Consider the following 20757-nt stretch of genomic DNA (forward strand, 5'->3'; position numbering starts at 1 on the left):
GGCTTGAGGGTGCGCAGGAACCGTCGCAGCGATAGGCCGGTTCGGTTCTGCACGGTGCGGGACACTGCCAGCGCGGTGAACACGATGGTCAGGTGCGCCTCGATCGCGTCGCGGGTGCGGGCGAACATCGGCCGGGCGCGGAGGTCGGTCTTGGACATCCGGAAAGACTGCTCGACGTGCCACAGGTCGTGGTAGCTGGCGATGACCTCGGGCGCGGGCATGATGCTGGCTTCGATGTTGGTGACGTAGCCCTTCAATCCGACCAGCCGGCGCGCCCGCGCGAGTGATGCCTGGTCGAGTTCTTGGGCGCCGTTGCGGGTCTTGACGAACCGAGGTGTCCTCGCGGTCTTCTCGCCCGCGACGACGGCACGGGCCTTGTTCTCCTGCAGGGTCAGGGTCATGTTGTCGCGCACCGCCCGTTTCGTGGAGTACGCCCACACCGCTCGCCATGATCGAGGATGGGGCTGGCGATCCCAGACCGGCTCGGCCTTGACCTTGGGGTCACTCGCGTTGCTCGTCACCCCGCGCTGGTCCTTCGGGGTGATGGTGTCGATCACCTGCCCGTCGACGAAGGCGTCACCGTGCCAACGGAAGTGGGACTCCAGGTCCTTGGGTGCCTTCGTGACCCGGGAGCCGACGATGAACCGCAGGCCCGCCTCGTCGAGCTCCTTGAGGTTGCCCGCTGACAACATCCCGGCGTCGGCCACGACGACCATGTCGGTCAGGCCGTGGCGTTCCTGGAAGGCCTTGATGATCGGGACGATCGTGAGCGTCTCTGCCTTGTTGCCCTCGAAGCAGCCGATCTCGAGTGGAAACCCGTGGCGGTCGACCAGCAGCCCAACAACCACTTGCGGGTCGACTCGGCGTTCTTTGGAGTAGCCGACCTTGCGCAGGTCGTCTTCCTTGTCTGCCTCGAAGTAGAGCGTGGTGACGTCGTAGAGCACCAACGACACATCGCCGTTGGCCAGGGCGTGGTTGAAGCAAGCGGTCGCGACCTGGTCGCGGTAGGCGCCTGCGCGGCAGCGCCGCAGGGTCCGTTTGCGAGTCGACAGGCTCGCCGATACACGGCCCATCTCGGCCAGGACACGGTCGATGTCGAGCAGACTGGTCGGCTCCACGATCCGCGCGATCACCAGATCGCGGAAGACCTCATCAGCCACGACGTCGAAGCCAAGGCTGGCATACACCCCAGCCAGAGCGTCGTACAACAGCCCGCAGGAGGTCCTGAGCACACGCGAACGCGGCACCACCTGCCGCGACGCCGGCCCACTCGCAGCGCTCGCGAACAGTCCCGCCGCCGGCGGCGGGACCATCACAGCCTTCAAGCGCGCCGGCGCGATCCCGAGATCCAGCATCCCCTGACGATCATCAGCCAGCAGCCGGTGAGCCTCTTCCAGGAGCAGGCCCAACTCGACCTCATCACGGGCCGAGCCGACGTGCCGCACGATCCGACGCCGACCACCGACCGACTCCGCGATCTGAACCGCCGTGGCCCCCGAGGCCGTACGAACCCGCCGAACCCAGGCCATCCGGCGATCCTACCGACCCGAATTAGTGCCTTGACGGCACACTAACCAAGCCCATCGCCGCAGGTCAGCGCGATCTGGTCCCCCAAAGACCTGTCCAGGTGACCCAAGTCAGGCCACACAACGCCGGCGCGAGGACCTCGTCAGCGCCAGAATCCGATCTGGTGGTCGGTGATGAAGTCGGTCCGGGTGATCCCGGCCGGGTTCAGCGACTGCACCTGACGATCCAGCGGCATCGCCCGCGGCCAGTACTTCGCGCCGCGCACGTTCGGGTCACCGCTCCGGGCGAAGGAACTCCACCGCGCGATCACCTCGTCCGCGAGTTTCTGCTGCTCCGCCTTGAGCGGCTCCAGGATCGCCAGGTCGAAGAAGTACGCCAGATCGCTCATGTGGTGTGAGCCGAAGGGCCAGGCCGGCTCACGCAGCCCGGCGTACCAAGGAGCCTTGCCGGCGAACTCGAAGGTGTAGGTCGGCATCCGCGAGGAGAGCAGGCGGTTCGACTTCGCGGCGGGGAGTGCCCATTGGGAGTCGGTCAGCACTGTGGACAACGCCAACCCGGCCGGGTGGATGTCCGAGTAGTGCTCGAGCACCTTGTCCGCATCAGCACCGAACGCTTTCCGGACTTCGGCCTCATACTCGGCGTCAGTGATCGGGACGCCTGTTGCCGCTTCCTGGGCACCGTAGCGCCCGTGCTCCTCGTCATGGTTGATGCCGTGCAACACCGGTACCCGGTTCACCTTGCCGCGCGCCAACGCCACCGCGGGGTGGAGCGGTAGAACCGGACCGCCCAGCACCGGACCGAACTCAGCCGACCCGGAGGCTGCCAGCAGGCGATCAGCCGGCACGGCCCGGAGGCACGCGGCAGTCGTGCACCCGAGGGACCCGGCTAGCTCCCGGGTGTACTGCTCAGCGACAGCTCGGGGTCGAGGCGCCGCGTAGTTGGTAGCGGAGTACTCCTGCGCGCACGGTCCGCTCTGGATGATTGCCCGCTGGAAGAGTCCGGTCGCGGTCGGTGAGGCCAGGTGGTCGCAGACACTGTAGGCGCCGGCCGATTCACCCATGATCGTGACGTTGCGCGGGTTGCCGCCGAAGGCTGCCGCATTCCGCTGGACCCAACGCATCGCCGCCTGCTGATCCTCCAGACCGAAGTTCCCGGAGCCGCTGCCGAGCAGAGGACTGGCCAGGAACCCGAAGGCGCCCAGCCGGTACTGCACCTGAACAACCACCACGTCGCCCTGCGCGGAGAACCGCTCAGGTTTGTAGATGCTCGTGGCGCCGTTCGTGAAGCTGCCACCGTGGATCCACAGCACCACATGCCGGTTCTTCCCCGGCCTGTTGGGCGTGGTCACATCCAGATAGAGACAGTCTTCGCTGGTGCTCGCCACCCCGATCGGATGGTCCACCTGCGCACAGGTGTCGGCGTACGACCTGACTCTTATCAAGTTAGTGCGCACGGCTTGGTCAGGGGATCTGTGGGAGGGCGTCGCGTAGGTCGGTCTCCGGGTTGCGTTGCGTCCCAGGCTCGGGTCCTCGCTGACGTAGACGTGCCGTCCGGCGGCGATGTCCGTGAAGGAGCGCGACGACGTGCGGATGCTGAGGCTGTTCGGGCGTACCGACGTTGCCGCAGACAACAAGGAAGTCCGGGCTCGTGGCTGCCGGAGGATCGTGCGATCGTGAGGTGAGGGAGGTCGGATGAGCGTCGATGTGATCGTGGTGGGCGGTGGCACAGCAGGGTGCGTGCTGGCGGCCCGGCTGAGCGAGGACACGGGATGCTCGGTGTTGCTGATCGAGTCCGGCCCGGACTATCCGAACCTGGACGACCTTCCGGCCGATGTTGCCGACGCCTCCGAGCCGACGGTGGATCACGACTGGGGCTACTACGCCGAGGCTGACCTTCTGGATCGGCGCGTCCCGCTGCCGCGAGCGCGGCTGATCGGTGGCTGTTCAGCCACCAACGGCTGCTTCGCGATGCGCGGTGCACCGGCCGTCTACGACCGCTGGCAGGCTCTGGGCAATCCTGGGTGGAGCTTCGCTGAGGTGTTGCCGTTCTTCCAGCGGTTGGAATCCGACCTGGATTTCACCGACCAGTGGCATGGGATCGACGGTCCGATCCCGATCCGCCGCCATCCGGTCGACGAGCTCAACCCGATCCAGCGAGCGTTCATCGATGCGGCCGTTCAGGCCGGGCACAGTTACGTCGCGGACCACAACCGACCAGGCGCACTCGGCGTCGGACCGATGCCACGCAACGTCCGAGACGGCCTCCGGATGAGCACCGCCGTCACTTACCTCGCCGCCGCCCGGCACCGGCCGAACCTCACCATCTGCTCCGACACGACGATCGGACGGGTAGAGATCGCACACGGCCGCGTGGTCGGGGTTCGTTCCACAACGGGCGAACTGCTCGAAGCGGACCGGGTCGTGCTGGCCGCTGGCGCCTACGGCAGTCCGGCGATCCTCGCTCGTTCGGGCGTTGGCTCCGCAGCACGCTTGTCCCGTCTTGACATCGACGTGGTGGCGGATCTGCCGGCCGTCGGCGAGCATCTGGTCGACCATCCGATCGTTGCCGTCGACCTACCCACGAGACAGGCTGCTGGACCGCGGTTCCAGGCGATCGCCACCCTCTCCTCGACGTCGACCGGAACGCCGGATCTGCACCTGTTCGCAGCCGGACCGTTCCCCGTCGAACGTGAGGTCAGCGAGTCCGGCGCGATCTTCGGCATCGTCGCCGGGCTCATGGCGCCGCAATCGGAGGGATCGGTACGGCTCCGATCCACCGACCCCAACGATCCGCCGCTCATCGACGTCGCACACCTTCGCCACCCCGACGACCTCGCTCGTATGGTCGACGCCACCGTCGAGGCCCGCCGGATCGCCCGCAGCGAGCCGCTCGCCACGCTCATCACCGGCGCCGAGATCGCACCAGGGCCGGCCGTCGCGGACGACGACCGCACCGCGATCGCCGACTCCATCCGCACCCGCGTCGCCTCCTACCATCACCCGGTCGGCACCTGCCGGATGGGCACCGAGCCCGACCGAGACGCGGTCGTGGACGCCCAAGGCCGGGTCTACGGCGTGGACCGGCTCTGGGTTGCCGATGCCTCGGTGATGCCGACGATCCCAGCCGCCGGCACCAACCTGCCGACCATCATGGTGGCCGAGCGCATAGCCGCCTGGCTGAGCAAGCCCGACTCGATTTGATCAGGTACGAGGCCGCACCCTCGAGCGCTTAGTGCGCACAGCCAACCGCCCCAACCGGCAAACCTGCAGGTCACGGCCCTACGCCCACGCGGGCGCCGTCTCCGTGATAAGAGTCAGGGCCGGTTCTTCCCCGGCCTCTTGGGCGTGGTCACATCCAGATAAGGACAGTCTTCGCTGGTGCTGGCCACCCCGATCGGATGGTCCACCTGCGCACAGGTGTCGGCGTACGAGGTCGCTTCGCGGATGCCGGACCACTTGGCGGCCGGGCGCGGTGACCGCCAGCGCCACTCACCGGTCGGCGGCGCGGCGTACGGGATGCCGCGGAACGTCCGGGTGTCCTCGCCGACGAGGCCGCGCACGGCACCTCGATCGGTCTGTACGACGCTGTCGGCCGTCGCGGAGGTGGTGGTGTAGCAGGCAAGAGCAGCGGTGGTCCCGACCGCGAGCACTGTTGCGAGGACCTTGGTACGAACTGACATCGAACGAGCCTTTCCCCAGGAAGTGGCGAGTGAGCCTCAATCCTGGAAGTCCGAACCCACTCGGACACTGGCGTCACCTCCACGCAGGAGGTAGGCCCAGCACCACCTAGTGCACCTACCTAATGCAGCTAGTGCACGGCGCTAACCGCGGAGGCGGCGGGTCAGGGCTTCGGCTGCCTGGCGGGTGCGGCGGGCCAGGAAGGAGCGTTCGTTCGGGGGGATGGCGTCGGTGCGGAAGGTGACGCTGATGGCGGCGACCGGGTGGCCGGCGTGGTCGACGGCGGCGCTGGCCACCGAGGAGAAGCCGGGGGTGATGTACGAGTCCTCGACGGCGTATCCCTGGCGCTTCTCGTCCGCGAGGATCCGTCGCAGTTGGGTGAGCGTCTGCGGCCCTTGATCGGTACGGCGGACGAAGCTCTCGGCGTCCGGGAAGAGAGCTCGGACCTGAGCCGGCGGGAGCTCGGCGAGCAGGGCGCGGCCGGAAGCCGTAAGGGTCGCGGGCAGGCGGACTCCGACATCCGTGACCAGGGTGACCGGTCGGGGCGGCTGTTCCTTCAGCAGATAGACGAGCTCGCGGCCGTGCAGGACGCCGAGGTGCGCGGTCTGGCCGATCTCAGCGACCAGTTGCACTAGCAGTGGCCTGGCCAGTCGTTCGAGCGGGTCATGGCGCAGGTACGCCGATCCGATCTCGAAGGCGGCGACGCCGAGCCCGTACCTCTTCTCCTCCGGCAGGTGCACCACGAACCCCTCGCTGATCATTGCCTTCAGCAAGTGGTACGTCGACGAGCGTGGCAGGCCGACCGCGGAGGCGATGCGCTCCATCGGTACCGGTCCGGGCTGGGTGGCCAGGAAGGTCAATACCCGTAGGGTTCGGGTCGAGGCGGGAACGTTGCCGCTCACAACAGTGAGACTAGCTGCCCTGTCTCAGGTTCCGGACGATTGACTGGCCGAATCCTTCCCCGACCCGCCGCTCCGGCCGGTCCTGCCGCGGCTGCGGCGGAGCCAGACCCGGGCGCCTTCGCCGGCAAGGGCGATCCCGAACAGCGTCAGCGCGACCGCCCAGTCGAAGTCGTCGTCGCCGGACAGCAGCAGGCCGACCCCGGCCGCGAGGATCGCGAAGACTGTCAGCGAAATGACCAGCCGAGTCACTCAGATCACCTTCTCCGCGGTCCAGGCGGCGGCGGTCGGCTGGTACCCGAGCCACCGGTTCACGGCCAGCATCGGCGCGTTGCCCGCGTCGTTCCCGGTGAAGGCCGTGGTGAACCCCGCGTCGCGGCTCCTCGCCAGCGCGGCCGACTTCACCACCTTCGCCAGTCCCCGGCCGCGGTACGACGGGATCGTGCCGGTGAGGTTCGACCAGATCACCCGGCGGTCGGGGTCGGCAGTGGTGGTCACGAAGGACACCACCTGCTCCCCGTCCACTACGGCGATGCTCAGGTCGCGCCGCAGGTCGGGGTGATTCCAGTCCGTCGCCACCCAGTCCTCGTACTCCGGCGCGTTCGACAAGCCGCTGGGATCGCCGTCGGCCACGGCGGCGGTGGCACTCCACAGACTCCGCGGGTCCACCTCGGTGTAGTCGACCAGGCGGAGCCCCTCCGGTACCGGCACGGGTTCCGGTACGCCGGCCAGGTCGGCCGCGGCCTGGCTCATCCGTCGGCCGATGGTGAATCCGTGACGGGTCGCGAAGGCCTTGGAAGCGTCGTCGTCCCGGACCACGATCAGGAGTTTCCGCGCGCCCGCCTCCTCGGCAGTCCGGAAGACCGCATCGGCAACCGCGCTGCCGATGCCGCGACCGCGCTGAGCGGGCGGCACCTGGACAGTGATCCGGACCCGGGGTGCCTCGTCGTCGGGCGACGGCAGGTAGACGTTGCCGTAGCCGACCACCTCCTCGCCGTCGACCGCGATCAGCACGACCCGGCTGGTGCTGGTCCGTAGCTCTGCCTCGATGCCCTTGGCCGTCTTCACCAGTTGTGGCATCGCGGCTGCCCAGACCGCGGCGATACCAGCCGCATCGGCCGGCGTCGCCGACCGGATCTCGATCCCCATCCCCTGACTCTATGTGGCGCCGGGGTCGATCCGAAGGGACCAGAAAAGGACGCGAACTGTAACGCTCTTCGGCGCTACCGTCGCCGCTATGGCGATCACGGTGAGGGCGCTGGGCACGCCTGGTGGCTGTCGATCTCGCGGGTGACTACGCGGGGCTGGTGAGGATCTGGAATGGTCCGCGTCCGCTGCCTCGGCTGGGGTTGATCGGCGTGCTGCCGGCCCACCGCCGCCGGGGTCTGGCGCGGGCTCTCGTGCAACCGCTCCCACCTGCGGGTTCGGCCAGGGTGTCTCGGATCTGAGACGAAAAGCGGGCGGCGGTGCTATCGGTTGTCGGTCCTGGGGGGTGCAATGGGCGGGTGATCGACAAAGCAGAGGTTGTGGTCGGGGTCGGGGCGTTGACCGCCGACGAGGTCGTCGCGGTGGCCCGGTACGGCGCCGCGGTGCGGATCGACGAGCAGGCGCTCGAAGAGATCGCGAAGTCCCGGGCGGCCGTCGAGGCGCTGGCGCACGCGGAGACGCCGCACTACGGGGTGTCCACCGGGTTCGGCGCGCTGGCGACGCGGCACATCGCGCCGGAGCTCCGGGCGCAGCTGCAGCGCAGCCTGGTCAGGTCGCACGCGGCCGGCTCCGGACCCGAGGTGGAGACGGAGGTCGTCAGGGCGCTCGCCCTGCTGCGGCTGTCCACCCTGGCGACCGGGCGGACCGGGGTGAAGGTCGAGACGGCCCAGGCGTACGCCGGGTTGCTGAACGCGCGGCTGACCCCGATCGTCCACGAGTACGGCAGCCTCGGTTGCTCGGGTGACCTGGCGCCGCTGTCTCACGTCGCGCTCGCGGTGATGGGTGAGGGCAAGGTCCGCGATGCCGAGGGTAACCTTCTCGATGCGGCCGACGCGCTCGCCCGGCACGGCCTGCAGCCGGTGGTCCTGGCCGAGAAGGAAGGCCTCGCGCTGATCAACGGCACCGACGGCATGCTCGGCATGCTGGTGCTCGCACTCGCCGACCTGGACCGGCTGCTGAAGACCGCCGACATCGCCGCCGCGATGAGCGTCGAGGGTCAGCTCGGCACGGATCGCGTGTTCGCCGACGAGTTGCAGGCGCTCCGCCCGCACCCTGGTCAGGGAGCTGCGGCCGCCAACCTGCGCGCAGTACTGGCTGACAGCGGGATCGTGGCGAGTCACCGCGGTCCCGACTGCAACCGGGTCCAGGATGCCTATTCCTTGCGGTGTTCGCCGCAGGTGCACGGTGCCGCGAGGGATACGTGCACGCATGCCGCGACTGTCGCGGATCGGGAACTGGCGGCGGCGATCGACAACCCGGTCGTGCTGCCGGACGGACGGGTCGAGTCGAACGGCAACTTCCACGGCGCACCCGTCGGCTATGTGCTGGACTTCCTCGCCATCGCCGTGGCGGACGTGGCCAGCATCAGCGAGCGGCGTACGGACCGGTTCCTCGACGTGGCGCGCAACCACGGGCTGAACGCTTTCCTGGCTGACGATCCGGGCGTCGACAGCGGGCACATGATCGCGCAGTACACGCAGGCCGCGATCGTCTCCGAGCTCAAGAGGCTCGCGGTGCCGGCCAGCGTCGACTCGATCCCGAGCAGCGCGATGCAAGAGGATCACGTGTCGATGGGCTGGTCCGCGGCGCGCAAGCTGCGCAAGAGCATCGACGGCCTGCAAAGGGTTCTGGCCGTGGAGATCCTGACCGCCGCGCGGGCGCTGGACCTGCGGGCGCCACTCGAGCCGTCGCCGGCCACCGCCGCAGTACGAACCAAGCTTCGTGAGCACGTCGAGGGGCCGGGCACCGACCGGCACCTGGCGCCAGAGATCGAGCACTCCGTCCAGCTTGTTGCTGACGGCACCTACCTGTCCGCTGTCGAGGCCGTCACCGGGCCTCTGTCCTGAACTCGTCACCTGAATAACGCTGTCCTGAAAGGCTGGATCACACATGTCCGGACCACGTCCCGTTCGCGCTCCCCGCGGTACCACCCTCACCGCCCGGGGCTGGCAGCAGGAGGCCGCGCTGCGGATGCTGCAGAACAACCTCGACCCGGAGGTGGCCGAGCACCCTGACGAGCTCGTCGTGTACGGCGGGTCGGGCAAGGCGGCTCGCGACTGGAACTCGTTCGACGCGATGGTCAGAACGCTGACCACGTTGAAGGACGACGAGACGATGCTGGTGCAGTCCGGCAAGCCGGTCGGCGTGATGCAGACGCACGAGTGGGCGCCGCGGGTGCTGATCGCGAACTCGAACCTGGTCGGCGACTGGGCCACCTGGGAGGAGTTCCGCAAGCTCGAGGCGATGGGCCTGACCATGTACGGCCAGATGACGGCTGGCTCGTGGATCTACATCGGCACCCAGGGCATCCTGCAGGGCACTTACGAGACATTCGCGGCGGTCGCGGCGAAGAAGTTCGGCGGCACGCTGGCCGGCACCATCACGCTGACCGCGGGACTCGGCGGCATGGGTGGCGCGCAGCCGCTCGCAGTCACCATGAACGACGGGGTCGCGATCTGCATCGACGTCGACTCCTCACGGATCGACCGGCGGATCGAGCACCGGTACCTCGACGTCCGCGCCGCTTCGCTGGACGAGGCGCTGCGGCTGGCCGAGGAGGCCAAGAAGGCCCGTCGGCCGCTGTCGATCGGTGTCCTGGGCAACGCCGCGGTGATCGTGCCCGAGCTGCTGGAGCTGGGCGCGCCGATCGACATCGTCACCGACCAGACCTCGGCGCACGACCCGCTGATGTACCTGCCGGTCGGGATCGAGTTCGACGACTGGACCACCGCGCGGGAGAAGGACCCGGCCGGCTTCACCGAACGCGCACAGGCCTCGATGGCCCGGCACGTCGCCGCGATGGTGGGGTTCCAGGATGCGGGTGCCGAGGTCTTCGACTACGGCAACTCGATCCGCGACGAGGCCCGAAAGGCCGGGTTCGGCCGCGCTTTCGAGTTCCCGGGCTTCGTCCCGGCGTACATCAGGCCCTTGTTCTGTGAGGGGAAGGGCCCGTTCCGGTGGGCCGCGCTGTCGGGCAACCCGGCCGACATCGCGAAGACCGACCAGGCGATCCTCGACCTGTTCCCGGACAACGAGCACCTGACCCGGTGGATCAAGATGGCCGGCGAGCGGGTCGCCTTCCAGGGCCTGCCGGCCCGGATCTGCTGGCTGGGCCAGGGGGAACGGGACAAGGCGGGCGTCCGGTTCAACGACATGGTCGCCTCCGGTGAACTCGAGGCGCCGATCGTGATCGGGCGGGACCACCTCGACACCGGCAGCGTCGCCTCGCCGTACCGGGAGACCGAGGGCATGTTGGACGGTTCGGACGCGATCGCGGACTGGCCGTTGCTGAACGCGATGGTGAACGTGTCCAGCGGTGCTTCCTGGGTGTCGATCCACCACGGGGGCGGCGTCGGGATGGGCCGGTCGATCCACGCCGGCCAGGTATCGGTTGCCGACGGCACCGAGCTGGCCCGGCAGAAGCTGGAACGGGTACTGAGCAACGACCCGGCGATGGGTGTGATTCGTCACGTGGACGCCGGGTACGAACGGGCAGAAGAAGTAGCGGTCGAACGAGGTATCAGGATCCCGATGCGGGAGTCCTGATCGCAGAGTGCAACCGAGGCATTCCCTAGCGCTAAGGTGCACTTTCCCGAGGAATGAGAAAGCTGCTCACGACGTGGCAGCAGGCCCTCGTTCCCCTAGGATCGTTCGGGCGATCTCCGACGAGCGCGAAGGGGCGCCATGATCGAGTTCGAAGACGTCACCAAGCAGTATCCGGACGGCACCCTGGCCGTCGACAAGCTGTCGCTGCGGATCCCGAGCAACGAGATCACCGTGTTCGTCGGGCCCTCGGGCTGCGGCAAGACGACGTCGCTGCGGATGATCAACCGCACGATCGAACGCAGCAGCGGCCGGATCTCGATCGATGGCGAGGACATCAACTCCGGTGATCCGGTCACGCTGCGGCGCGGCATCGGGTACGTGATCCAGCACGCCGGACTGTTCCCGCACAGGACCGTGGTGGACAACGTCGCGACGGTGCCGAAGCTGCTGGGCTGGGACAGGAAGAAGACCCGCTCGGTCGCGATGGAACTGCTGGAGCGGGTCGGCCTCGACCTCAAGCTGGCCCAGCGGTACCCGGCCCAGTTGTCTGGTGGCCAGCAGCAACGAGTCGGTGTGGCCCGGGCGCTCGCGGCCGATCCGAAGATCATGTTGATGGACGAGCCGTTCAGCGCGGTCGACCCGATCGTCCGGCACCAGTTGCAGGAGGAGCTGCTCCGGCTGCAACGCGACATCGGCAAGACCATCGTCTTCGTCACCCACGACATCGACGAGGCGATCAAGCTCGGCGACAACGTCGCGGTCCTCCGGGTCGGCGGCAAGCTGGCCCAGTTCGCGCCGCCCGCGGAGCTGCTCGCCAACCCGGCGGACGACTTCGTCGAGAGCTTCGTCGGGCAGGACCGCGGTTACCGTGCACTGACGTTCCTGCACACCGACAAGCTGCACCTGAACCCGTTGCCGGAGGATCTGGTCCTGGACGACGACGGGAAGCCCGCGGGCTGGCTCAAGGGTGGTGGCGACCTGCTGCCGATCGGTGCGACGTTCACGCGGAGCGACTCGGTCCGCGCGGCGCTCGACGCCGTACTGACCTCGCCGACCGGTCACGGTGTCTGCGTGGACGAGAACGGCAAGGCCCTCGGAGTCGTCGACCACGCGATCCTGGCCGAGGCGCTGCGCTCATGACCTGGGTCGGCGACAACCTCGGGCTGATCTGGGACCAGCTGAGCGAGCACATCTACCTGGCGATCCTGCCGGTGGTGTTCGGCCTGCTGATCGCGTTGCCGCTCGGGTATGTGGCGACGCGGTTCTCCTGGTTGGCGAACCCGCTGATCGCGCTCGGCGGCGTGCTCTACTCGCTGCCCTCGATCGCGCTGTTCATCGTGCTCCCGGTGGTGCTGGGGACCCAGGTGCTCGACCCGGTCAACATCGTCGTGGCGCTGACGATCTACACCGTCGCACTCCTGATCCGCAACGTCATCGACGGGCTGCGCTCGGTGCCGCCGGACGTCCGGCAGGCCGCGATCGCGGTCGGCTTCGGGCCGGCCCGCCGGCTGCTGACGATCGACCTGCCGATCGCGGTGCCGGTGATCTTCGCCGGTCTGCGGGTCGCCACGGTCGCCAACATCTCGATGGTGAGCGTCGGCGCGGTGATCGGGATCGGCGGTCTGGGCGAACTGTTCACCCAGGGCTTCCAGAAGGACTTCCTCACCCCGGTCGTGGTCGGCGTCGTGCTGTCCCTGCTGCTGGCGCTGCTGGCCGACCTGCTGATCGTCGGTCTGCAACGGGTACTCACTCCCTGGGCCCGCGTGGTCTCTCCGGTGAAGGCGGCCTGACATGTGGCAATACCTGACCGACTCGTTCAACTGGTCCGGACCGGAAGGGATCACGGCCAGGATCCTCCAGCACATCTGGTACACGGTCGCCGCGCTCGGCCTCGCCACCGCGATCGCGCTACCGGTCGGCCTGTGGATCGGGCACACCCGCCGGGGGGCGTTCCTGGCGATCAACACGGGCAACGCCGCCCGCGCGCTGCCGAGCCTGGGACTGCTGATGCTCGCGGTGCTCATCACCGACCAGATCGGCTTCCTGCCGGTGCTGATCGCCCTGGTCGCTCTCGGTATCCCTCCGATCCTGACTTCGACCTACGCCGGGTTGTCCGGTGTCGATCCGGCCACGATCGACGCGGCCCGGGGGATGGGGATGACCGGACGGGAGATCCTGACCAAGGTGGAGATCCCGATCGCGCTGCCGCTGATCATCTCCGGTCTGCGCGGCGCGACCCTGCAGATCGTGTCGACCGCGACCATCGCCGCGCTCGTCTCGCTGGGCGGCCTCGGCCGCTACGTGGTGGACGGGCTGAAGCTGCGCGACTTCCCGCAGATGTTCACCGGCGCCCTGCTGGTGGCCCTGCTGGCCATCGCGCTGGACCTGCTTTTCGCCCTGGTGGGCCGGCTCACCGTGTCCAAAGGACTGCGGGTCGACTGATGGCCGGAACCCATCGCTCGACCTGGAACACCACCGGCACTCGCCGGTGCCAATCGAAATCCTGGAGGCTCCCGTGTTGAGATCCACACTCATCCGTACTGCGATCGCCGGGGTCGCGGTACTCGGCCTGGCTGCCTGTGGGGGTGGAGGCGATCCACTGTCCGGTGACGACAACGCTGGTGGTTCCCCCGCACCCGCCGAGGTGAAGAGCATCACCATCGGTTCCGCGGACTTCTCCGAGAGCCAGTTGCTGGCCGAGATCTTCGGCCAGGCACTCGCCGCCAAGGGCGTCGAGGTCAAGCAGCAGCAGAACATCGGTAACCGCGAGACCTACATGGCCGCGATCAAGGACGGCTCGGTGCACCTGCTGCCGGAGTACACCGGCGCCGCGCTGGCGTACTTCGACAAGACCGCGACCGAGACCGAGGACAACGCGGCGTACGAGGCGCTGAAGAAGGCGCTGCCGTCCGGGCTCGAGGTACTGGACAAGTCGCCGGCTGCCGACGAGGACACCATCGTGGTGACCAAGGCGACCGCGGACAAGTACAGCCTGAAGTCGCTGGCCGACCTCAAGCCGGTGGCGAAGGACATGGTCGCGGGCGGCAGTTCCGAGTTCAAGGTGCGCGACGCCGGCCTGAAGGGGCTGAAGGAGAAGTACGGCGTCGAGTTCAAGGAGTACAAGACGCTGGACGCCGGTGGTCCGCTGAGCCAGAAGGCGCTGCTGGACAACCAGATCCAGGTGTCGAACTTCTTCACCACCCAGGCGCTGATCAAGGACAACAACCTGGTCCAGCTCGAGGACCCGGAGAACATCCTGCCGCCGAACAACATCGTTCCGCTGATCCGGACCGATCACAAGGCGGCCAACATCACCGACACGCTGAACGCCGTCTCGGCCAAGCTGACCACCGACGATCTGACCGAGCTGGTCAAGCGCATCGACGTCGGCAAGGAGGCGGCCAAGGCGGTCGCCACCGACTGGCTGACCAAGAACTCGCTGACCTGACCTTGAGCGAGTCCTTCGAACAGATGTGGGCGGCGCTGGCCGCCATCGGCAAGGACCCCTCGACCGGGGGGTACCACCGAGGCGGCTGGACGCCGACCGAGCGGGAGGCGACGCACTGGTTCATCGACCAGTGCGCCTCCCGCGGGTTGGCGGTCGAGTCCGACGGCCTCGGCAACCTCGTCGCCTGGTGGGACCCGGCCGCTTCTGGGCAGTCGTCGGCCGCGGTGCTGTCGGTGCCCGGTGCAGTGGAATCGACCGGCGTCCCGTCGGTCCCGGGAGTCGTGACCGGGAGCCATCTGGACTCGGTGATCGACGGCGGTGCCTTCGACGGCCCGCTGGGTGTGGTGTCCGCGCTGGCGGCCGTGGATCGGCTGCGGGCCGAGGGGTTCTCCCCTTCGGTGCCGATCGGTGTCGGTGCTTTCGTCGAAGAGGAGGGCTCGCGGTTCGGGATGCCCTGTCTCGGATCGCGGGTCGCTGTCGGAGTGTTGCAGGCTGAGAAGGCGCTGGCGCTGAAGGATCGTGCCGGTGTCTCGCTGGCTGACGCCCTGAGCTCGGTCGGTACTGATCCGGCCGGCGTCGGGCCGTCGCCGTTGCTGGACCGGATGGGGACGTTCGTGGAGCTCCACGTGGAACAAGGTCGCGCGCTGACCGCACCGGTCGGGGTGGCCAGTTCGATCTGGCCGCACGGGCGCTTCCGGTTCACCTTCAGTGGCGAGGCGAACCACGCCGGCACCACGTTGATGGAGGATCGGCACGACCCGATGCTCACCTATGCGATGACCGCGCTGGCCGCGAACAAGCAGGCCCGCCTGGCCGGCGCACGAGCCACCTTCGGCCGCCTGTCGGTCGAGCCGAACGGGATCAACGCCGTACCGTCGCAGGTGACCGCGTGGCTTGATGCCCGGGCCGCTACCGACGAGGTGCTGCGGTCGTTGCTTGCGGCAATCACTCGGCAAGCGACGGAGCGGGCCGAGCGGGACGGGACCAGCGTGGACGTGGTGGCCGAGTCCGTCTCGCCGATCGTGGATTTCCAGCCGGGCCTGCGGGACAGGCTGGCCGGAGTACTGGATGACGCGCCGGTGCTGCCGACCGGGGCGGGGCACGATGCCGGGGTGTTCTCGGATGCGGGGATCCCCACGGCGATGTTGTTCGTGCGGAACCCGACCGGGGTCTCGCACTCGCCGGCGGAGTACGCGGAGATGGACGACTGTCTCGTCGGCGTGGATGCGCTGGCCGCTGTGTTGAAAGATCTCGCGCGGTGACTGCCTACTGGTGTCCGCAGGCATTGCTGCCCTCGGGGATCGCGTCCGGCGTTCTCGTCGAGGTCGTGGACGGCCGGTTCACCTCTGTCGTCGCGGACGCCCCGGCTGGTGATGCCGTCCGCTTGACCGGGCTCGTGTTGCCGGGCCTGGCGAACTGCCACAGCCACGCGTTCCACCGGGCCCTCCGCGGTCGCACGCAGACCGAGCGCGGCACCTTCTGGACCTGGCGAGAGCAGATGTACGCCGTCGCCTCGGTGCTCACCCCGGACAGCTACTACCAACTCGCCCGCGGCGTGTACGGCGAGATGCTGCTGAGCGGGATCACCGCGGTGGGCGAGTTCCACTACCTTCACCATGCTCCTGGCGGCCGTCGGTACGATGACCCGAACGCGATGGGTGAGGCGTTGATCGCTGCCGCCCGGGATGTCGGCCTGCGGCTCACGCTGCTCGACACCTGTTACGTGGCCGGTGGCATCGACCAGCCGCTGAACGAGGTACAGCAGCGGTTCAGTGACGGAGAGGCGGCTCAATGGGCCGCCCGGGTGCTCGATCTGCGCGGAGCCGACGACGTGGTGATCGGCGCGGCCGCCCACTCGATCCGCGGGGTGCCGCAGGAACAGCTCGGCACGGTGGCGTCCGCGCTGCCGAACGCCCCGCTGCACGTCCACTTGTCGGAGCAGGTCGCGGAGAACGCGGCGAGCCTCGAGGCCTACGGGCGGACCCCGGCGCAGGTGCTGGACGAGGCGGGATTCCTGGGGCCGCGGACGAGTGCGGTGCACGCGACGCACCTGACGCCGGTGGATGTCGGCCTGCTTGGGAGCTCTGCGACGTACTCCTGCTTCTGTCCCACGACGGAACGGGATCTCGCGGACGGGATCGGGCCGTCGGTGGCGTTGCGGGACGCGGGATCGACGCTGACGCTGGGGTCCGACAGTCACGCCGTGATCGACCTGTTCGAGGAGATGCGCGCGGTCGAGCTCAACGAGCGGCTCGCCTCTCAGGAGCGCGGGCACTGGACCGCATCGGAGCTCCTCGCGGCGGCGACGGTCGCTGGACACCGTTCGCTGGGCTTCGAGGACGCGGGCCGGATCGAGGTCGGTGCCCGTGCCGATCTGGTCGGGGTGGCCGTGGACAGCGTGCGGACAGCCGGCACCGGAGCGTCGGTGGAGACCGCCGTTTTCGCTGCCTCTGCTGCCGATGTCGTCGATGTGGTCGTCTCGGGGCGACACCTGGTTGCCTCTGGCAATCATGTGAAGCTGGACGTGGCGGCGGACCTGGCGGCCTCGATCGCCGCTGTGACCGAGGGGAACGCCGGATGACGTCGCTGCTGCTGACCGGGATCGGGTCGCTGGTGACGAACGATCCTTCCCGTGGTGGTCTGCTGGGCGAGGTCCACGACGCCGCCGTGGTGATCGAGGGGTCGCGGTTCGCGTGGGTGGGCTCGCGGCGAGATGCGCCGCCGGCCGACAGTTCACTCGATCTGGGTGGCTCCGCTGTGATCCCGGGGTTCGTGGATTCGCACTCGCACCTGGTGTTCGCCGGTGACCGGGCCGAGGAGTTCGCCGCGCGAATGACCGGGGAGCCTTACAGCGCAGGGGGAATCCGTACCACGGTCGCGGCGACCCGCTCTGCCACCGACGACCAGTTGAGCGCGAACGTGGCTCGCCTCGTCACGGAGATGCGGCGGCAGGGGACCACCACCGTCGAGATCAAGTCGGGCTACGGACTGACCGCGACCGACGAGTCCCGGGCGCTGGCGATCGCGCGGAATTTCACCGACGAGACCACCTATCTCGGGGCGCACGTCGTACCGGCTGAGTTCGCGGACGACCCAGGGGGCTATGTCTCGCTGGTGACCGGGGCGATGCTGGAGGCGGCGGCTCCGCATGCCAAGTGGATCGACGTGTTCGTGGAGCGCGGGGCCTTCGACGGCGACCAGGCCCGGGCGATCCTCGACGCCGGTGCTGCCAAGGGACTCGGCTTGCGGGTGCACGCAAACCAGCTCGGCGAGGGCCCGGGAGTACAGCTGGCTTGTGAGCTTGGTGCCGCTGCAGCCGATCACTGCACCCACCTGACCGATGCGGACGTGGACGCGCTGGCTTCGAGTGGCGTCGTCGCCGGGCTGCTTCCGGCGGTGGAGTTCTCGACCCGCTCGCCGTACCCGGACGCCCGCAAACTCCTCGACGCCGGTGTCACCGTCGCCCTGGCCACCGACTGCAACCCGGGCTCCTGCTACTCCTCGTCGATGCCGCTGTGCATCGCCCTGGCGGTCCGCGAGATGCAGATGTCCCCGGCCGAGGCCCTCTGGTCCGCCACCGCCGGCGGCGCCGCCTCCCTCCGCCGCAACGACATCGGCCACATCACCCCCGGCGCCCAGGCCGACCTCGCCGTCCTCAACGCCCCCTCCTACCTCCACCTCGCCTACCGCCCCGGCGTCCCGTTGGTGGCGCAAACCCTCAGTGCCGGGCGTCTGCTGTAGGCGCGCGGACCCCAAGCCCTTCGCCACCCGTCGGATCCGCCCGGCCAGCAGCGCGTTTCTGACACTGCGCGCAGACACCGCGACCCGCAGATCCCCGAAGCTCGCGCTGCCGCCCAATCGCGCGAGGACCTCGGCCACGTCTGCCACGACCTCATGATGCCGAAATCCCGCGCACGGCGTTGTCCGCTATCCACAGCCCAGGACCGCCACCACTCACCAAGCGCTGGCACTTCGCCGTCCTGACGCTCACCTAGGCCTGAGGAGAGGGCGTGGACGCCGGTTGGTGAGTGGTGGCGGTCCGGTCTACTAGCGTGGCCGCATGAGTCGAGTCGTGGTTGCGCGGGCTGCGGAGGGGGAGTTGGCGTACTTCCCCAGTGCGGTGCTGCTGGCGGACGGGCGGGTGCTTGTTGTCTGGCGGGAGGGAGAGGGGCACGTTCGGAGTGGCGGGCGGCTGGTAATGGCCGAGAGCTCGGACAGCGGGGAGAGCTGGTCGGAGCCTCGGGTGGTGGTGGATGGGCGCTGGGACGACCGGGATCCGATGGTGGTGCAGTTGCGGGGTGGGGACGTGCTGCTGAGCTGGTTCCAGATCGACTGGGGTGTGCGGCCGTACGAGTGCCCGGGGGTGCTCGTCGCGCGGTCGGAGGACGGCGGTACTACGTGGGGTGACCCGGTGCCGGTCGAGTCGCGGATGGTCGTGGAGACCGACGAGGAGTGGCACGGGTTCCGGGCGGGGCATGTCGTCGCGCACGGGCAGATCCTCGAGCTGCCGGACGGAGACCTGCTCGCGCCGGTGTACGGGGTCTTCCCGGGGGACGCGTGTCACTCGGCGAGCGTGGTGCGGTCGACCGACGGTGGTCGCACTTGGCCCGCGACCGGGGAGGTCGTGCTCGGGCGGAAGCCGGACCGCGAGTACCTCGAACCGGTGCTGACGTTGCTCCCCGGCGGTCAGGTGGTGGCGTTGCTCCGGACCGACGAAGAAGCGGAGCTGGTCCGCTCCGACGACAACGGGTTCACCTGGACCGACCCCGAGCCGTCCGGCCTGCACGCGTCCTCGTCGGACACGCTGACCTTGTCCGACGGCGCAGTACTGGTTGCCTATGGCGACGTGTCCGGGGAGTTCAACCCGGGCCGGCCGACGGTGGCGACGGTGGTCGCGGATCCCCTCGGGCGGTGGGACCAGGACCCGCGGCACGTCGTACTGGATGCGGGTCAGGACACCCTCGACCAGGCGAATCCGGCGGTGGTGGAGCTGCCGGGGGATCGCCTGCTGATCATCAGCTACGACATCTTCACCCGGGAGATCGTCGGCGAGGTGCTGCCCCGCGAGCAGATAAATCCCGTGCGCGGAACGACGGTTGGACGTCACCCTTAGTGGTATGTCCGGGGTGGCGGTGCAGCGGGTCGACGGGGACTTCCGTCGGCGGCTGAGCGCTGCCTTCAGGTGGCGGATGGACCGGGGCCAGTGGCGCGGTCTGGCCGACCTCACCGGCTGGTGGCGGGACGCGGACCTGCTCGGCGAACTCGGTCCGGCGCTGGCAGCCCTGTACGACGAGAAGCCGACCGTGGTGCTCGGGCCGGTATCGCGCGGCGCCCTCTTGGGGGCGCTGACGGCTGCCTCGCTGGGAGTCGGGTTCGTGGAGGTCCGCAAGGATCAGGGGCCGTCGACCGACAGCGATCGCTGGGTGAGGCGGATCACGGCGCCGGACTACCAGGACCGGCACATCGTCTTCGGATTCCGCCGCGGGCTGGTCAACGCGGGGGACCGGGTGCTGATGGTGGACGACTGGGCTGACACCGGCGCGACGGCCCGGGCGGTCCGGGAGTTGGTGGACGACTGCGGCGCCCGGTGGATCGGCGCCGCCTGCATCGTCGACGGCCTCACCGACCCCCGCTTCCGCCACGAACTCCCCGTCCGAGCCCTCCTCGACGTCCGCGCGCTGTAGGAACCCGAGCCGCCGAGCGGCTCAGGGGAGCCGCCGACAGCCCGCAGTACGCCGGACAGCGACGCCGGCCGCGGTAGAAGTGCAGTCGGGCCGGCGTCCCGCAGTACAGGTGCGGCCGGTACGGCGTGCTGCGGTGCGGGTGCGGAGCGTGGCTAGTCGGCCAGTTCCTTGGAGAGCATGGCGCTGGTGGTGCCGTTGGGGCGGCGGAGCTTGCCGACCTCGACGAAGCCGCGGCCGGCGTGGAAGGCCAGGGAGGCGTCGTCGGGCGGGTCCGACTGGACCCGGCAGACCAGCCGGTCGAAGGGCTTGGCTGCGCGTTCCACCGCCCGGTAGACCGAGGTGGCGACACCCTGGCGGCGGTACGGCTCGGCGACCACGATCCGGTCCAGGTGCAGGAACCGGTTGTTATAGGTCGAGACGAACCACTGGAAGTCGAGGCTGTCATGGGCGGAGCCGGGCGCGAAGGTGAGGACGAAGGCAGCGACGTCGCCCTCGATCTCCACCACTGCGGCGTGGGCGGCGATCAGGCGGAGCCAGTCCAGCCGGTCGGGACCCAGCGGATCCGTCTGCTCGACGGCAGCGGCGTTCAGGGCGAGCACGGCCGGTTCGTCGGCTGACGTCATGGGGCGGAGTTTCACGAGCACACCTTCCCACGTGGGACACCTTCCGCGGCAGGGGTCTGGCCAGGGCTTGACCGGACCCTGCCCGGAAAATCCGGCCCCGGGGTTGGGAATGACCCGGGGGTGGGGCAATGTTGAGCCAGGTGTACT

Annotated in this window: 20 protein-coding genes; 13 read left to right on the forward strand and 7 right to left on the reverse strand. The window is 68.9% G+C overall.

Annotated elements, in window-relative coordinates:
- Positions 1-1529: IS1634 family transposase (locus EV648_RS00005; RefSeq protein WP_132283774.1), on the reverse strand; the 1529-nt coding region annotated here is incomplete at its 3' end.
- A gap of 140 nt (positions 1530-1669) precedes the next feature.
- Positions 1670-3292, reverse strand: a complete 1623-nt coding sequence (locus tag EV648_RS00010; protein ID WP_370452684.1) for a carboxylesterase/lipase family protein — start codon at positions 3290-3292, stop codon at positions 1670-1672.
- On the opposite strand from EV648_RS00010, the gene EV648_RS00015 reads away from it, so the two are divergent.
- A complete protein-coding gene (locus EV648_RS00015) occupies positions 3219-4727 on the forward strand; it encodes a GMC family oxidoreductase (protein WP_132283778.1) in 1509 nt (502 codons plus the stop codon). The genes EV648_RS00010 and EV648_RS00015 overlap by 74 nt on opposite strands.
- 113 nt (positions 4728-4840) lie before the next feature.
- On the opposite strand, the gene EV648_RS00020 is transcribed toward EV648_RS00015, so the two are convergent.
- From EV648_RS00020 to EV648_RS00035, 4 genes are all read right to left on the reverse strand, one after another.
- Positions 4841-5206 carry a carboxylesterase family protein gene (locus EV648_RS00020; RefSeq protein WP_132283780.1) on the reverse strand — a complete coding sequence of 122 codons (366 nt, stop codon included), beginning with the start codon at positions 5204-5206 and terminating at the stop codon, positions 4841-4843.
- 141 nt (positions 5207-5347) lie between these two features.
- Positions 5348-6106, reverse strand: coding sequence for an IclR family transcriptional regulator (locus EV648_RS00025; protein ID WP_132283782.1), 759 nt, complete (start codon positions 6104-6106; stop codon positions 5348-5350).
- Between the two features lie 24 nt (positions 6107-6130).
- Positions 6131-6355 (reverse strand): hypothetical protein, encoded by a 225-nt coding sequence (locus EV648_RS00030; RefSeq protein WP_132283784.1) that lies wholly within the window; start codon positions 6353-6355, stop codon positions 6131-6133.
- A complete protein-coding gene (locus EV648_RS00035) occupies positions 6356-7252 on the reverse strand; it encodes a GNAT family N-acetyltransferase (RefSeq protein ID WP_132283786.1) in 897 nt (298 codons plus the stop codon).
- 122 nt (positions 7253-7374) lie between these two features.
- On the opposite strand from EV648_RS00035, the gene EV648_RS44990 reads away from it, so the two are divergent.
- From EV648_RS44990 to EV648_RS00090, 12 genes are all read left to right on the forward strand, one after another.
- Positions 7375-7551, forward strand: coding sequence for a GNAT family N-acetyltransferase (locus EV648_RS44990; protein ID WP_370452685.1), 177 nt, complete (start codon positions 7375-7377; stop codon positions 7549-7551).
- A 60-nt stretch (positions 7552-7611) separates the two neighbouring features.
- A complete protein-coding gene (hutH, locus tag EV648_RS00040; protein WP_132284972.1) occupies positions 7612-9156 on the forward strand; it encodes a histidine ammonia-lyase in 1545 nt (514 codons plus the stop codon).
- Between the two features lie 43 nt (positions 9157-9199).
- Positions 9200-10855 carry a urocanate hydratase gene (hutU, locus tag EV648_RS00045; protein ID WP_132283788.1) on the forward strand — a complete coding sequence of 552 codons (1656 nt, stop codon included), beginning with the start codon at positions 9200-9202 and terminating at the stop codon, positions 10853-10855.
- A gap of 138 nt (positions 10856-10993) precedes the next feature.
- On the forward strand, positions 10994-11995 hold the full coding sequence (locus EV648_RS00050) for an ABC transporter ATP-binding protein (RefSeq protein WP_132283790.1): 1002 nt from the start codon (positions 10994-10996) through the stop codon (positions 11993-11995).
- Positions 11992-12645, forward strand: a complete 654-nt coding sequence (locus tag EV648_RS00055) for an ABC transporter permease (protein WP_132197495.1) — start codon at positions 11992-11994, stop codon at positions 12643-12645. Before EV648_RS00050 ends, EV648_RS00055 begins: the two co-directional genes overlap by 4 nt.
- 1 nt (position 12646) lies before the next feature.
- On the forward strand, positions 12647-13297 hold the full coding sequence (locus EV648_RS00060) for an ABC transporter permease (RefSeq protein WP_132283792.1): 651 nt from the start codon (positions 12647-12649) through the stop codon (positions 13295-13297).
- A 73-nt stretch (positions 13298-13370) separates the two neighbouring features.
- Complete coding sequence (locus tag EV648_RS00065) at positions 13371-14303, forward strand: ABC transporter substrate-binding protein (protein WP_132283794.1); 933 nt, start codon at positions 13371-13373, stop codon at positions 14301-14303.
- 2 nt (positions 14304-14305) lie between these two features.
- Positions 14306-15565, forward strand: a complete 1260-nt coding sequence (locus EV648_RS00070; RefSeq protein ID WP_241994777.1) for an allantoate amidohydrolase — start codon at positions 14306-14308, stop codon at positions 15563-15565.
- Positions 15562-16884, forward strand: coding sequence for a formimidoylglutamate deiminase (locus EV648_RS00075; RefSeq protein WP_132283796.1), 1323 nt, complete (start codon positions 15562-15564; stop codon positions 16882-16884). The genes EV648_RS00070 and EV648_RS00075 overlap by 4 nt, the downstream gene beginning before the upstream one ends.
- Positions 16881-18044: an imidazolonepropionase gene (gene hutI, locus EV648_RS00080; protein ID WP_132283798.1), complete on the forward strand. Its 1164-nt coding sequence runs from the start codon at positions 16881-16883 to the stop codon at positions 18042-18044. The genes EV648_RS00075 and hutI overlap by 4 nt, the downstream gene beginning before the upstream one ends.
- Positions 18045-18363: 319 nt before the next feature.
- Positions 18364-19416: a sialidase family protein gene (locus tag EV648_RS00085; RefSeq protein ID WP_132283800.1), complete on the forward strand. Its 1053-nt coding sequence runs from the start codon at positions 18364-18366 to the stop codon at positions 19414-19416.
- 4 nt (positions 19417-19420) lie between these two features.
- On the forward strand, positions 19421-19987 hold the full coding sequence (locus EV648_RS00090; RefSeq protein WP_241994778.1) for a phosphoribosyltransferase family protein: 567 nt from the start codon (positions 19421-19423) through the stop codon (positions 19985-19987).
- Between the two features lie 152 nt (positions 19988-20139).
- On the opposite strand, the gene EV648_RS00095 is transcribed toward EV648_RS00090, so the two are convergent.
- Positions 20140-20610, reverse strand: coding sequence for a GNAT family N-acetyltransferase (locus EV648_RS00095; RefSeq protein ID WP_132283801.1), 471 nt, complete (start codon positions 20608-20610; stop codon positions 20140-20142).
- Positions 20611-20757 lie beyond the last annotated feature (147 nt).

The sequence above is a fragment of the Kribbella sp. VKM Ac-2568 genome, assembly GCF_004345365.1.
Taxonomy (GTDB): domain Bacteria; phylum Actinomycetota; class Actinomycetes; order Propionibacteriales; family Kribbellaceae; genus Kribbella; species Kribbella orskensis.

Coding starts and splice junctions, on each gene's coding strand:
- EV648_RS00015 (WP_132283778.1), top strand. CDS start 3,219: ATGAGCGTCGATGTGATCGTGGTGGGCGGTGGCACAGCAGGGTGCGTG.
- EV648_RS00020 (WP_132283780.1), bottom strand. CDS start 5,206: ATGTCAGTTCGTACCAAGGTCCTCGCAACAGTGCTCGCGGTCGGGACC.
- EV648_RS00035 (WP_132283786.1), bottom strand. CDS start 7,252: ATGGGGATCGAGATCCGGTCGGCGACGCCGGCCGATGCGGCTGGTATC.
- hutU (WP_132283788.1), top strand. CDS start 9,200: ATGTCCGGACCACGTCCCGTTCGCGCTCCCCGCGGTACCACCCTCACC.
- EV648_RS00050 (WP_132283790.1), top strand. CDS start 10,994: ATGATCGAGTTCGAAGACGTCACCAAGCAGTATCCGGACGGCACCCTG.
- EV648_RS00055 (WP_132197495.1), top strand. CDS start 11,992: ATGACCTGGGTCGGCGACAACCTCGGGCTGATCTGGGACCAGCTGAGC.
- EV648_RS00060 (WP_132283792.1), top strand. CDS start 12,647: ATGTGGCAATACCTGACCGACTCGTTCAACTGGTCCGGACCGGAAGGG.
- hutI (WP_132283798.1), top strand. CDS start 16,881: ATGACGTCGCTGCTGCTGACCGGGATCGGGTCGCTGGTGACGAACGAT.
- EV648_RS00085 (WP_132283800.1), top strand. CDS start 18,364: ATGAGTCGAGTCGTGGTTGCGCGGGCTGCGGAGGGGGAGTTGGCGTAC.
- EV648_RS00090 (WP_241994778.1), top strand. CDS start 19,421: ATGTCCGGGGTGGCGGTGCAGCGGGTCGACGGGGACTTCCGTCGGCGG.
- EV648_RS00095 (WP_132283801.1), bottom strand. CDS start 20,610: ATGACGTCAGCCGACGAACCGGCCGTGCTCGCCCTGAACGCCGCTGCC.